This window comes from Streptomyces sp. NPDC002144, from assembly GCF_053593695.1.
In genome coordinates, this window is the sequence record NZ_JBSFDB010000012.1 from 218551 (window position 1) to 230856 (window position 12306).

At 72.9% G+C, this 12306-nt stretch carries 11 protein-coding genes; 5 read left to right on the forward strand and 6 right to left on the reverse strand.

Annotation, left to right across the window (positions count from 1 at the left end; translation table 11 throughout):
• Positions 1-14 precede the first annotated feature (14 nt).
• A complete protein-coding gene (locus ACWCQ1_RS20385) occupies positions 15-1223 on the forward strand; it encodes an ABC transporter substrate-binding protein (RefSeq protein ID WP_358598945.1) in 1209 nt (402 codons plus the stop codon).
• 493 nt (positions 1224-1716) lie between these two features.
• Here ACWCQ1_RS20385 and ACWCQ1_RS20390 read toward each other — a convergent pair whose 3' ends face one another.
• The 3 genes from ACWCQ1_RS20390 to ACWCQ1_RS20400 all read right to left on the reverse strand — a co-directional run bounded on the left by ACWCQ1_RS20390 (position 1717) and on the right by ACWCQ1_RS20400 (position 5869).
• The gene (locus ACWCQ1_RS20390; RefSeq protein WP_451027049.1) at positions 1717-3339 is read right to left on the reverse strand and encodes a sensor histidine kinase; all 1623 of its coding nucleotides are present in this window, start codon (positions 3337-3339) and stop codon (positions 1717-1719) included.
• Positions 3336-4088 (reverse strand): response regulator transcription factor, encoded by a 753-nt coding sequence (locus ACWCQ1_RS20395; protein ID WP_451027068.1) that lies wholly within the window; start codon positions 4086-4088, stop codon positions 3336-3338. The genes ACWCQ1_RS20390 and ACWCQ1_RS20395 overlap by 4 nt, the downstream gene beginning before the upstream one ends.
• A 212-nt stretch (positions 4089-4300) precedes the next feature.
• Positions 4301-5869, reverse strand: a complete 1569-nt coding sequence (locus ACWCQ1_RS20400) for a streptophobe family protein (RefSeq protein WP_451027050.1) — start codon at positions 5867-5869, stop codon at positions 4301-4303.
• A 460-nt stretch (positions 5870-6329) separates the two neighbouring features.
• On the opposite strand from ACWCQ1_RS20400, the gene ACWCQ1_RS20405 reads away from it, so the two are divergent.
• Positions 6330-6641, forward strand: coding sequence for a hypothetical protein (locus ACWCQ1_RS20405; protein WP_358598936.1), 312 nt, complete (start codon positions 6330-6332; stop codon positions 6639-6641).
• Here ACWCQ1_RS20405 and ACWCQ1_RS20410 read toward each other — a convergent pair.
• The gene (locus ACWCQ1_RS20410) at positions 6569-7534 is read right to left on the reverse strand and encodes a pirin family protein (RefSeq protein WP_358598933.1); all 966 of its coding nucleotides are present in this window, start codon (positions 7532-7534) and stop codon (positions 6569-6571) included. The genes ACWCQ1_RS20405 and ACWCQ1_RS20410 overlap by 73 nt on opposite strands.
• A 75-nt stretch (positions 7535-7609) precedes the next feature.
• On the opposite strand from ACWCQ1_RS20410, the gene ACWCQ1_RS20415 reads away from it, so the two are divergent.
• Together ACWCQ1_RS20415 and ACWCQ1_RS20420 are read left to right on the forward strand one after the other, a co-directional pair.
• A complete protein-coding gene (locus ACWCQ1_RS20415; protein WP_451027051.1) occupies positions 7610-8101 on the forward strand; it encodes a MarR family winged helix-turn-helix transcriptional regulator in 492 nt (163 codons plus the stop codon).
• The gene (locus tag ACWCQ1_RS20420; protein WP_358598927.1) at positions 8098-8541 is read left to right on the forward strand and encodes a MarR family transcriptional regulator; all 444 of its coding nucleotides are present in this window, start codon (positions 8098-8100) and stop codon (positions 8539-8541) included. The genes ACWCQ1_RS20415 and ACWCQ1_RS20420 overlap by 4 nt, the downstream gene beginning before the upstream one ends.
• A 42-nt stretch (positions 8542-8583) precedes the next feature.
• Here ACWCQ1_RS20420 and ACWCQ1_RS20425 read toward each other — a convergent pair whose 3' ends face one another.
• Positions 8584-9975, reverse strand: coding sequence for a PepSY-associated TM helix domain-containing protein (locus tag ACWCQ1_RS20425; protein WP_451027052.1), 1392 nt, complete (start codon positions 9973-9975; stop codon positions 8584-8586).
• A 146-nt stretch (positions 9976-10121) separates the two neighbouring features.
• On the opposite strand from ACWCQ1_RS20425, the gene ACWCQ1_RS20430 reads away from it, so the two are divergent.
• Entirely contained in the window at positions 10122-10766 is a 645-nt protein-coding gene (locus tag ACWCQ1_RS20430) for a peptide deformylase (protein WP_133049395.1), read from the forward strand.
• Positions 10767-10794: 28 nt separating this feature from the next.
• Here the strand turns inward: ACWCQ1_RS20430 and ACWCQ1_RS20435 are convergent, their stop codons facing one another.
• Positions 10795-12228 (reverse strand): dihydrolipoyl dehydrogenase family protein, encoded by a 1434-nt coding sequence (locus tag ACWCQ1_RS20435; RefSeq protein ID WP_133049394.1) that lies wholly within the window; start codon positions 12226-12228, stop codon positions 10795-10797.
• Positions 12229-12306: the final 78 nt, after the last annotated feature.

Here is a 12306-nt window from a genome sequence, read left to right on the forward strand (position 1 = left end):
ATACGAGGTGGACCATGTTCCGGACCGTAAGAAGACTCCGCCGCGCCGCGGGAACGGCGGCCGTCCTGGCCGCGGTGGCGCTGACCGCCAACGCGTGCGCCGGCCAGGACTCCGCGGGAGCCGCCGCGAGCTCCACCGAGATACACATCGGCGCGTGGCTGCCGCTGACCGGGTCCACCGCCGCGTACGGCGTGCCCCAGAGAGCCGGTGCCGACGCCTACTTCAAGATGCTCAACGCCCAAGGAGGCATCAACGGACGCAAGATCCGGTGGACCGTCAAGGACAACGCGGCCGACCCTCAGCAGACCGTGCAGATCGCCCGTGAACTGATCGGCCAGGACAAGGTCGTGGCCATCGTCAACGCGAACGGCACCTCCCAGGCCGAGGCGGCCTTCCCGTTCGTCCTCAACCAGTCCAGGGTCCCGATCCTGAACGAGGTCGGCGGCGCCGAGAACTGGTACAAGCCGCCGCGCCCCGGCCTGTTCGGCACACAGACCCTCTACGAGGACCAGGCCGCGGCGGTCGCCGCGTGGGCCGTGCAGGACGGCGCGAAGAAGATCCTCGTCGTGCACAGCGACCCGGCCGCGTTCGTGAACGTCGCCAAGCAGGTGGAGCCCGTCGCGAAGAAGGTGGATCCCACGGTCGAGGTCGACCGGCTGCCGGTCAAGTACCAGACCACCGACTACACGCCGGTGATCAGCAAGGTGAAGGCGGCGAAACCCCAGGCGGTGATCCTGATCCTCACCTCGCCGGAGGCGGCGGCCTTCGTCAAGGAGGCCAAGCTGCAGGGGCTTTCCCTGCCCACCTACGCCTACGCGCCCGTCGCCGCCGAGTCGACGATCTCGCTGGCCAAGGACGCCGCCGAGGGCCTCAAGGCGGTGCAGCTGGTGAAGGCGCCGTCGGATCCCGACCCGTCGGTCAAGGAGTTCCGTACCGCGATGGCGAAGTACGAGCCCGGTCAGGACGCCGGGTTCCTCGCCCTGTGGGGCTGGAGCAACGCGAAGGTGTTCGCCCAGATCGCCAAGACCGTCAAGGGGCCGGTCACGTCCCAGTCCCTCATCGCCGCGTGCCAGAAGGCGTCCTCCGTGGACCCCGGGGTGTCTCCGGTGATGAAGTTCGGCGCCGACGACCATCTCGGCACCCGCAGCGTGCAGCGCGTGGTCGTCAAGAACGGCGTCTGGACCTCCGTCGGCTCCTTCTACACCCCTCCCACCCGCGACTGAGCACACCGACCGCCCCGAACGCCGTGTCCCCGACAGGGACACGGCGTCCCCTTGCACCCGCCGCACCAGCACCGCGGTACCGGTCTGCGGACCGCCCCACTCCACGCGGACCGGCGGCGGCAGGGACCTGGTCGGCATGCGCGAACGCGCCGCCCTCTACCAGGGCCAGGTCACCTCCGGCCGCAACCCGCGCGGAGGCAGGAGCGTCCACGCCCGTCTCGTCCCGGCGCCGACGGCTTCTTCCTCAAGGACGCCCGGCCCGACGAACTCGTCGTCGGCATCCGCGCGGGGGCCGCCGGCGACTCCGTCGTCTCCCCCGGCATCACCCGCAGCTCATCGAGACCTACACCCGGCGCGCCCCGGGCGGACGTGCCGCCGGACAGGAACACAGGATCAACCCCGTCACCGAGCGCGGACAGTGGAGGCGGTGGTCTTCGCCTGCGACGTCGGACTGGTCCGGCCGGTCTGACCTCGCCCCGCTTCGGCGTCACCGTCAGTCCTGCAGGACGGGCTGTCGCGGTGAGCCGGTCCGCGTCGGCCGGTCGGTCAGCAGCGGAAGGACGACCCGGAAGGTGGCACCCCGGCCGGGGACCGAGTCGACCTCGACGTGGCCCGCGTGGGCGCTCACCAGGGAGTGCACGATGGACAGGCCGAGACCGGCGCCCCCGGTGGCACGGTTGCGGGAGGCGTCCGCGCGGTAGAAGCGTTCGAAGATGCGGCCGCTCGTGCCGGGAGCGAGGCCCGGGCCCTGGTCGGCGACCTCCAGGACGGCGTGGTCGCCGACGGTACCCACACCGATGCGGATGGCCGTGCCGGGTGGTGTGTGGGTGACGGCGTTGCCGACGAGGTTGGTCACGACCTGACGCAGCCGGGCCTCGTCGGCGAGGGCCGGGGCGGAGGTGGGCGGACCGTCGCCGTCCGGGCCGGTGAGACTGACGGTCCGGGCCGGGTCCAGGGCACGTACGTCGTGCAGGGCGTCCGCCGCGAGTGTGCGCAGGTCGGTGGGAGCGAGGTCGAGGTCGGACGGGGAACCCGGCACGGGGTGGACCGCCGGCCTTCCCGTGGCCCTGAGCGCCTGTTCGTAGAGGCGGGCCAGCAGGAGCATGTCCTCGACGAGCCGGGTGAGGCGTTCGGACTCGCGGGCGATACGGGCCATCGTGGCGTCGACGTCCTCCCGTTCGGGCAGGGCGCCCATACGGTGCAGGTCGGTCAGCCCCTTGATACCGGCGAGCGGGGTGCGCAGCTCATGGCCGGCGTCGGCGACGAACCTGCTCATCCGGGCCTCCGACTCGGCGCGGGCGGCGAACGCGGTCTCCAACTGTCCCAGCATTCCGTTCAGCGCCCTGGCCAGGCGGCCCAACTCCGTTCGTGGGCCGCCGAGTTCGGGCACGCGTCGGGAGAGGTCGCCGCGCGCGATCTCCGCGGCCGTCCGCTCGACCCGGGAGAGCGGACCCAGTCCGGAGCGGACCGCGAACCAGCCCGCCACGGCCAGGACCGCGAGAAGCACGAGCCCGGTGTCGCGGTAGGTCTCCCACATGCGTCCCACGGTGCCGTCCACCTGTTCCATCGACGTCGCCACGACGACGCCGTCGGAGTCGGCCACCGTCGCCGTGGTTCCGGGCAGGAGCGCGTGTGCCGTCCGGTGCACGGCGATCACCCGCCAGCGGCCGTCCCCCTTCGTGCCGTCGACGGTGAACGGGCGGCCGCCGCGCTCGGCGATGGCGGCCTCGTCCAGCCGGGGCAGCGCCGGGCCCTGGGCGTCCCGGGCCCGCGTCCCGCCGGCGAGCGAGTCGATACTGCTCTCGACGGTGCCGTCGGCGGCGACATAGGTGATGACGGGGTTGCCGAGGACGTCCGTACTGAAGTCGGCCAGCGCCGTCGGCGGTCTCCGCTCGGCGCCGGTCTCCGCCACAGCCGGCGGCAGGACGGCGAACACCTGGGCGGCGGCGCGGAGTTGGGAGTCGACGCGTCCCTGCAGGTAGCCGTGCAGGGCGTTGCCGGTGGCCAGGGCGAAGGCGGTGAACCCGGCCGCCAGCAGGGCGACGGCCAACACCAGTACCCGGCCGCGCAGCGACGCGCGCGCCCACAGCGCACCGACCCGGCGAGGCCGGCTCATGACCTCGGTCCACGCAGCACGTATCCCACGCCGTGCACGGTGTGGACGAGTTTCGGACCGCCGTTGTCGATCTTGCGGCGCAGGTAGCTGATGTAGGTGTCGACGATGCCGGTGTCGCCGTTGAAGTCGTAGTCCCACACCCGTTGAAGGATCTGCGCCTTGGAGACCGTGCGACCGGCGTTGGTCATCAGGTAGTGCAGCAGCCGGAACTCGGTGGGCGACAGACGGATCGGCTCGCCCGCGCGGGCCGCCTGGACGGCGTCGGGGTCGAGTTCCAGATCGGCCACGCGCAGCAGGGCGGTGGGGTCGCCGCTGGTGCGGCGCAGCACCGCGCGGATACGGGCGATCAGCTCCTGCAGATCGAACGGCTTCGTCACGTAGTCGTCGCCGCCCAGCACCAGGCCCTCGATCTTGTCCCGGGTGGCGTCCCGGGCGGTGAGGAACACGACGGGGATGTGCCCGGTGCGGGGTGCGGCGGCCGGACGGTGCCGCTCGCGCAGCCGCCGGATGACCTCGAAGCCGTCCAGGTCGGGAAGCAGCACGTCCAGCAGCACCAGATCAGGTGCGGCCTCGTGCGCGCGGTCGAGGGCCTCCTGACCGGTCCCGGCGGCCGTGACCGTGAAACCGGCGTGTCCCAGCGCCGCGCACAGCAACTCCCGGACGGTGGGCTCGTCCTCGACGATCAGCAGATGCGTGTTGCCGGCGGCCGGCGCCGCGCCGGGCTCATGTCCGGTGCCCGCACCGGTCAGGGCGGAGCGCTCGACAGGTGTCACAGGGTCCTCCAGGCGCGAGACGGCGCGGTCCCGGTGCCGCCGGGAACGGGTGTGCGGCGGAAGACGCGCGGCCCGCGGGACACCCGGGATGCTGTCGCGCAGCGTACGGCCGCGGGTGTCTCCGCCATGTAAAGCCCACGGTCGCCGGGATCAACGGTCGCCGGGATCACGATCATAAGGCTCTGCGGTCAAAGGGCTCTGCGGTCATAGGGCTCCACCGTCATCGGGCCACGGCGTCCGCGTGTCCGGGCCAGGAGGCTCCCGGCGAACCCGGCGAGAGAGCCGACCAGCAGTCCGAATACGACGGTCCGCAGCACGCTGCCGCTGAGTTCGCCCCGCATCCCGCCCATCTCGCTGCCGAACATGCTGAAGCCGAAGTGCCCGGACACCCCCGCCGCCCAGACGCCCGCACCCAGGACGAGGGCCGTGACCACACCGATCCGTTCGGCCATGGCGAGGTGCCCGGCCAACGGGCCCCGCCAGGGCAGCAACGGCACTTCATGGCCCGGGCGCGTGGTCCGCGCCGCGCGGTAGGCGCAGGCGGTCAGGATCAGGCCGGACACCATGAGAGCCATGAGCCACACCGGCCAACCACCCACCGACGCCGAGCCCAGCGACGCGACGCGGTCCTGCTGCCGGCCGTCGGCCGCACCACCGCTCAGCGCACCCATGATCGCTGCGAGGGGGTTGGTGCTGTCGCTCTGCACCGGGTGGACCGCCGCCGTCCATGAGGAGCCGACGCCCAGCGTCAGGAACGCCACCAGGGCGTTGGGAGCGAGCAACAAGGTGCCACCCGCCACCGAGCCGACCCGGTCACCGACCACGGCTCCGACGAAGCCGATGGCCAGCAGGGGTACGGCCGCCAGGACGAGGACCGTGCGGACGACGGCCGAGAGGCTCGGCCCCCAGCTCGCGCGCAGCCGGGCCGGCGCACCGCCCAGCGACAGCCGCGCCCGGCGGCTGATCAGGCAGCCCACGCCGAGGACGACGGCCACCCACAGCAGTGCGCCCAACCCCGCCGGTCCCACGCCCACGTGATAGGCCATCGCCGGCTGGGCGCCCGTACCCCCACCGCCGAAGAGACCACCCAGGCCACCGGGACCACCGCCTGAGCCGAACAGATCGGCCAGGCCGCCGCCCGCGCCGCCGAAACCCCCGCCGGACGAGTCCCCGCCGCTTCCGCGCATCCCGGCCGTCGCCGACGCGGGCAGGGTGACCGTTCCCCGTGCGAGAGCTGCCACGATCATGAGGACGACCAGGGCCGCGGTTCCCGCCCCTGCCGCCCGCACGGCGAGTGCGCCACCGGTCAACCGCACCCGGCGCCGCCCGTGGCTCAGCCGCCAGGAGAACGCGACCCACAGAACGATGGCGCCGACCAGGGTGACGCCCAGTGGCATGGCATCTGCCGAACCGCTCATCGACGGCCCCAGACCGCCGCCGCCTCCGCCGAACAGCGAGGCCAGACCGCCCATCCCGCCGGTGTCCGGGGACGCGGCCGGATCCGCGGCGACCGGGCCGCCGACGGCCATGGCGGTCACGGCCATCGTCAGCGGCCACAGCGATCCGTAGGACCCCGCGCCGAGCAGCCCCAAGGCCAGCGCGGACACGGCGGCCATGGCGACCACCGCGCACACCGCGGACGCCGCCCCTTCCAGGGCGTTCCGCCACGGGCCGGTCATCCGTACCGGCGTGGTGTGAGATGGGGAGTGCGGACCCGAGCGGGGCCCGGACATGAGGGAGGTCGTGGTGGCAGCCATGCGGGAAGGCTCCGCTTCGCTCGCGGGCGGGCGGCACGCGGCGCCGGACGGGGGAGGCCCGGCGCCCCGTTCCGGGGGGACGCGGCCACAATGGCTGCCGCGAGTACGACCTTCCCGAGTGGTTCTGAGAGGTTTCTGGGAGTCCGCGGCCGAGTGGCCAGGTCGGCGGCCACCCATGACCGCGGTGCGGGTCCGACTCTCAGGAAGTTCCCAGAACCGCGCGCACCTGACTGGAGCTCGGCGCTGACCTCACCGATGACCTCGACGTCCTTCTCGGGGGCGGGTGTGCTGCAGATGAGCACGTCCGGGCGCGCCTCCAGCCGGGGGTAGTCGACGTGGCCCCGGTCCTTGGACATGCGGACCCCGCCGGCCGCCGGCGTCGGGTCTGGCGGGTCGTAGCGGCAGCGGTCGGGCTCGAACGCCCCCGGGACCTCGACGGCCGGCCCGCTGCCGGGTGGAGATGGAAGCGCCGGGAGGCTGGCAATCCAGACCGCCGTGGCCGGGGCGGAGGCCGAACTGCGCGCCGCACGCGCCCTCTTCCTCTGCCGCCCGTACGTCCGCAGAGGTGATCAGGGCCATGCACGGCCTCGGTGGCGCTTCGTCCATCTACGAGGGCTCGCCTCTGCGGCGCCGGCTCCGGGACGCCGACGCCATCACCGACAGCATCCAGGTTGCCCCGGACACATGGGAGACCGTGGGTCAGCGCTCCCGGCCCCTCGGCTTCAACCGCAGCGGCGGCAGTTCGGGGGCGGGCAGTGGGGCGCCGTCGTAGCCCTTCACCTCGCCGAACCGGGTGCCTTCCATCCAGTCCCGGCGGGCCTGCTCGATCTCTTCCTGGGACCGGCCGATCCAGTTCCAGAACATCACGAGCTCCTCCTCGAACGGCTCGCCGCCCAGGAGCATCAGGCCCGCGTCCGACTCGGCGCGCAGGGGGAGTTCGGCGCGGCCGCAGCCGAGGTAGAGCATCGAGCCCGGCAGCACCGGCACGCCGTCGACGTGGGCCTCGCCGGACATGGACAGCACGGCGTACTCGAAGTCCGGCTCCAGCGGGAGGCGTACGTCCGCGCCGCGGGTCAGTGCCAGGTCGGCGCCGACGATCGGGGTGTACGTCGTGCCGGGCGAGGTCGCGCCGTCCAGGTCGCCGAGGATGAGGGTGGCCGTGAGTCCGGGCGCGGTGACGCGCGGGAGTTCGGCGTGGTGCTCGAAGCGCGGGTCGGTGTGGCGGTGGCCGTCCGGGAGGGCGACCCACAGCTGCGCACCGTGCAGGAAGCGGGCGTGCGGGCGGGGGCTCTCCTCGGAGTGGCTGATGGCCCGGCCCGAGGTCATGAGCCCGAGCTCGCGGGGGCGGATGGTCTGGAGGCTGCCGGTCGAGTCGCGGTGCAGTACCTCGCCCTCGTGCAGCCAGCTGACCGTCTGCAGGCCCATGTGGGGGTGCGGCGGGACCTGCATGCCGGGTTCGTCGGCGATGTCGTCGGGGCCGTAGTGATCGACGAAGCACCAGGCGCCGACCATGCGGCGGCCCAGGTTGGGCAGCAGGCGGCGGACTTCGGTCGACTCGCCGAGAGGGACCCGGCGAGGACTGAGGAGTTCGCGCACCGGCTCCGCCACGACGAAGCCACGGCCGCCGCACAGGGCGGGAACCGCCTCGCGATCAAGATTGCTCATGGCGCACAACCTAGTCCCGTAGCCGCCCCAACAAAATAGTAGCCATGGACATAGTAGCGATGTACAGTATCTCTCATGAGCAGCGGTTACGAGAACGCGACGCCCGGGTTCCTGGTGTGGCGTCTGTCGATGAAATGGCGGGTCGCCGTCGACCGGGCGATGGTCCCGCTGGGCCTCACCCACGCCCAGTACTCGCTGGTCGCCTCGTTGCACGGCATGCAGCGCACCGGCGAACGCCCCAGCCAGCGCCGGCTGGCCGACCACACCGGCCTGGAGCCGCTGTACGTCTCCAAGCTGGCCCGCAGCCTGGAGTCGGCCGGCCTCGTGGAACGCACTCGCGACCCCCGGGACCCGCGCGCGGTGCAGTTGGCCCTCACCGACCAGGGCCGCGAGGTCACCGGGCGCGCCATCACGGTCGTACAGGGTCTGCTGCGGCAGTTCCTGGCGCCGCTCGGCGGGCTCGACGCCCCGCGCGCCCAGGAGTTCACCCGCGACCTCGCGACCCTGCTCGACGCACCTCTTGATCCGTTCAGCGAGAACGACCAGAACGAGAAGGAGCAGTCTTGACCACCACCGCACCCGCCGCCGATGCCCGCGCCCTGGGCCTGGCGCACTACGCCGCCCGCGCCGTCCTGGAGAGCGTCCTGGACCGGCACGGTGCCACCTTCCAGCAGCAGATCACCCTCCGGCTCGTCGTCGTCGCCGGGCAGCCGGTCGAGCGTGAGGCCCTGGTGACGCAGGTCGTCGGCGCGCTCAAGGTCGACCCGGCCGAGGCGCGGGGTGTCATCACGGAACTGGGCGCCAAAGGCCTCATCACCGTGGACGGGTCCGACGTGCGCGTCACGGACGCCGGAGGTGACTTCTACACCCGGGTGAGCGCCGAGACCGGGGAGATCAGCGCCCGGATCTGGGGTGGCATCCCGGCCGAGGACCTCGCGGCGGCCGGTCGCGTCCTGGCGACCGTCACCGAGCGGGCCGACGCGGAGCTCGCCGCGCTGTCCGTCTGAACCACGGGCCCGGCTCTCCGAGGAGCCGGGCCCGGTCGTGTTCTAGCCCGCCGAGGCGCGGGCGCGCCGGTGCGCGATCTCGCCGTAGAGCACGTCCGCGACGACGAAGGCTGCCAGGGGGATGCCGAGAAGCGGGACGAAATAGCCGAGTACGGCGATGACCGCAACGCACGGGACGAGGATCTGCGGGGGCACCTGCTGCCAGGCGCCGCGTGGGATCGGCCGGCCGAAGGAGGAACCGCGGCCGCGCTGCCACCACATGCGGTAGCCCCAGACGATCAGCAGGACCAGGGCGAGTGCCAGGGCCATCAGGGCGATCTGGTTGACCAGGCCGAAGAGGATCCCGGTGTGCAGGTCGATGCCCCAGCGGGTCAGCTTCGCGAGCAGCGGGTAGTCGGCGAACCGCAGCACGTCGGTGACCTCGCCGGTGGCCGGGTCCACCGCCACGGAGTCCTGCTTCTCGGGCCAGCTGCGCTGGACCTGCCGCACCACGTACGCGGAGTCGGCGTCGGCGGGCGGCACGATCTCCACCGGATCGGTCAGGCTCTCGGCGCGGGCCGCGGACAGGACCTTGTCGAGACCGACCCCGTGCTCGCCCCCGCCCGCGGAGGCGGCGCCGTGGCCAGCGTGGTCGCCGCCCGCCGTCGCCGAGACGGACGGGGTGGCCTGGCCGAGCGAGGTGCGCAGTTCGTCGATGTTGGCACCGGCGTACGTCGACCAGGTCAGTCCGGTGGCCGACAGGAAGAGGAAGCCGGCGGCGGTCCATACCCCGACGGTGCCGTGCAGGCCGAGCGTGCGGCGTCGGCCGCTGGTACCGCGGACCTTGCGCAGGGCTCGGCGGCGGGAGAACCACAGCGCCAGGCCGCCACCCGCGATCACCCACAGCCAGCTGGCGGCGAACTCGCTGTAGAGGCGGCCGGTGTCGCCGAGGTGCAGGTCCCGGTGGAACTCGTCGATCCAGGTCCGCAGCGGCAACGCGCCGGTGGAGCCGTACTGTTCGAGGGCCCCGCGCACCTTCGCGGTGTACGGGTCGACGAAGACGGCGAGGGTGTGGCCGGGCTCCACGCCCTTCACGCCGGACAGCAGCACCCGGGTGGTGGCGTCCGCCTCCGGGGAGGGCCGTACCGCGGAGACGGTGCCCTCGGGATGGGCCTTGCGGGCGGCGCTCACCTGCTGGGAGACCGGCAGCTTGGTGTCACCGACCTCGGCGACGGTCATCTCGTGGGCGTACACGAGCTTCTCGGCCTGGAAGGCGCCGGCGTACAGGAACCCGGTGACGGCGGCGACGAGCAGGAAGGGGGCGACGAGCACTCCGGCGTAGAAGTGCAGCCGCAGGACGAGGGGCCGCAGGGAGGCCCACGGGCCTGGTGAGGCCGTGGGGGCCGGTTCGGCTTTCGGGGTCTCGTCCTTGGTCGGCGAGGGAGCGGTGGACATCGGCGGGCTTCTCCGGGGGACGGGACGGTGTGGTGCTGTGGCGGTCCAGTAGTCGGGGGAGGCGGACGCCGAGTTCCCGGAGGCCCAAGTGGCGTGCGTCACACGGCACTTCGTCCGTCCCCGACCGTTCATGGCATGCTGACCGCATGGCAACTCCCCGTAACCACCCGTCACTTGCCGAGCAGGTCGAGGAACTCCTCGCCACCGACGGCCCACTGCCCATCGTCACGGCCGGTGACCCCGTCCTGCGGCGCGGCACGGAGCGCTTCGACGGACAGCTCGACTCGGCCCTGCTGGCCCGCTTCGTCGAGGCCCTGCGCGTCACCATGCACGCGGCGCCGGGCGTGGGCCTGGCCGCGCCGCAGGTCGGCGTGGCGCTGCGGATCGCGGTGATCGAGGACCCGGCGCCGGTGCCGGAGGAGGTACGGGTGGCGCGGGGGCGGGTGCCGCAGCCGTTCCGGGTCCTGGTCAATCCGTCGTACGAGCCCCTCGGCGCCGCCCGTGCCGCGTTCTTCGAGGGGTGCCTGAGCGTGCCGGGCTGGCAGGCCGTGGTGGCCCGGGCCGCCGAGGTACGGCTGACGGGCGAGGACGAGCACGGGCGGCCGGTGGACGAAGTGTTCACCGGCTGGCCCGCGCGGATCGTGCAGCACGAGACGGACCACCTGGACGGCACGCTCTACCTCGACCGGGCGGAGCTGCGGTCGCTGTCCTCGAACGAGGCGATGGCCCAGCGCTGGACGCGGCCCACACCGCACGAGGCCGCGGACGCGCTGGGCTTCGAACTCCCGTAGGCCGGAAGGCGTCCGGGCGCGAGCGCCGTCAGTTGTCCCGGTACGCCTCCAGCAGCCGCAGCCACACCTCGCTGATCGTCGGGAACGACGGAACGGCGTGCCACAACCGGCTGATCGGGACCTGACCCGCGACCGCGACCGTCGCCGAGTGGATGAGCTCACCGACGCCGGGGCCGACGAAGGTGACGCCGCGCAGGATCTCCTCGTTCAGGTCGACGACCATGCGGGCGCGGCCCCGGTAGCCGTCGGCGTACAGGCCCGCGCCGGACGCGGAGGACATCTCGACGTCCACGGCACGCACGCGGTGACCGGCCTGCTCGGCCTCCGCGAGGGACAGGCCGACGGCCGCGGCCTCCGGGTCGGTGAAGACGACCTGGGGAACCGCGTGATGGTCGGCGGTGGCCGCGTGCGCGCCCCAGGGGTCCGTCTCCAGGATCGGCACGCCGGAGGCGCGGGCGGCGATGGCGGCACCGGCGATGCGCGCCTGGTACTTGCCCTGGTGGGTGAGGAGCGCGCGATGGTTGACGTCGCCGACCGCGTACAGCCAGGTGCTGCCCGACACGAGCATGCTGTCGTCGACCGGCAGCCAGCCGCCGGGCTCCAGACCGACCGTCTCCAGGCCGATGTCGGCGGTGCGCGGCTTGCGGCCGGTGGCGAAGAGGATCTCGTCGGCCTCGATGCGGTCGCCCTGGCCGGTCATGACGACGACCGTGCCGTTCTCCCGCGCGACCGACTCCACCGACGTACCGGTCCGCACCTCCGCGCCGGCCTCCGCCAGCGCCTCCGCGACCAGCTCCCCGGCGAAGGGTTCCATCCGGGGCAGCAGGCCCTTGCCGCGCACCAGGAGGGTGACCTTCGAGCCGAGGGCCTGATAGGCGGTGGCCATCTCGGTGGCCACCACTCCCCCGCCGACCACCACGAGCCGGCCCGGGACCTCCTGCGCGCTGGTGGCGTTCCTGCTGGTCCACGGCTTCACCTCGGCCAGCCCGGGCATATCGGGCAGCACGGCGTCGGTGCCGGTGCAGACGGCGACGGCGTGCCGGGCGGTGAGCACGCGCTCCGCGCCGTCCGAACCGGTGACGCTGACCGTACGGGGGCCGGTCAGCCGGCCCTTGCCGCGGTAGAGGTCGGCGCCGATGCCGTCCAGCCATGTCGCCGCGCCGTCGTCGTGCCAGTCGGAGGTGTAGTAGTTGCGGTGCGCGAGGACCGCGGCCGCGTCGAGGGGGCCCTGCACCGACTGGCGCAGTCCGGGCACGCGTCGGGCGTCGGCGCGGGCGATGGCCGGGCGCAGCAGAGCCTTGCTGGGGATGCACGCCCAGTACGAGCACTCGCCGCCGACCAGTTCGCTCTCCACGACCGCGGTGGACAGGCCGGCCGCGCGGGTGCGGTCGGCCACGTTCTCCCCCACGGGCCCGGCCCCGAGCACCACGACGTCGTACGCGTTGGTTTCCGTTTCCGTCATGGGGTCAGTCTGGTGGGTGGTGTGCGTTGAGGCCACACGGGTAGGGGCGCGGAATACGTGATGGGCCGGCCGTGTTGT

Bases quoted from the DNA above. Each gene is read 5' to 3' on its own strand.
- ACWCQ1_RS20385 (WP_358598945.1), top strand. From the start codon at position 15: ATGTTCCGGACCGTAAGAAGACTCCGCCGCGCCGCGGGAACGGCGGCC.
- ACWCQ1_RS20390 (WP_451027049.1), bottom strand. From the start codon at position 3,339: ATGAGCCGGCCTCGCCGGGTCGGTGCGCTGTGGGCGCGCGCGTCGCTG.
- ACWCQ1_RS20400 (WP_451027050.1), bottom strand. From the start codon at position 5,869: ATGGCTGCCACCACGACCTCCCTCATGTCCGGGCCCCGCTCGGGTCCG.
- ACWCQ1_RS20405 (WP_358598936.1), top strand. From the start codon at position 6,330: ATGGAAGCGCCGGGAGGCTGGCAATCCAGACCGCCGTGGCCGGGGCGG.
- ACWCQ1_RS20410 (WP_358598933.1), bottom strand. From the start codon at position 7,534: ATGAGCAATCTTGATCGCGAGGCGGTTCCCGCCCTGTGCGGCGGCCGT.
- ACWCQ1_RS20415 (WP_451027051.1), top strand. From the start codon at position 7,610: ATGAGCAGCGGTTACGAGAACGCGACGCCCGGGTTCCTGGTGTGGCGT.
- ACWCQ1_RS20425 (WP_451027052.1), bottom strand. From the start codon at position 9,975: ATGTCCACCGCTCCCTCGCCGACCAAGGACGAGACCCCGAAAGCCGAA.
- ACWCQ1_RS20430 (WP_133049395.1), top strand. From the start codon at position 10,122: ATGGCAACTCCCCGTAACCACCCGTCACTTGCCGAGCAGGTCGAGGAA.
- ACWCQ1_RS20435 (WP_133049394.1), bottom strand. From the start codon at position 12,228: ATGACGGAAACGGAAACCAACGCGTACGACGTCGTGGTGCTCGGGGCC.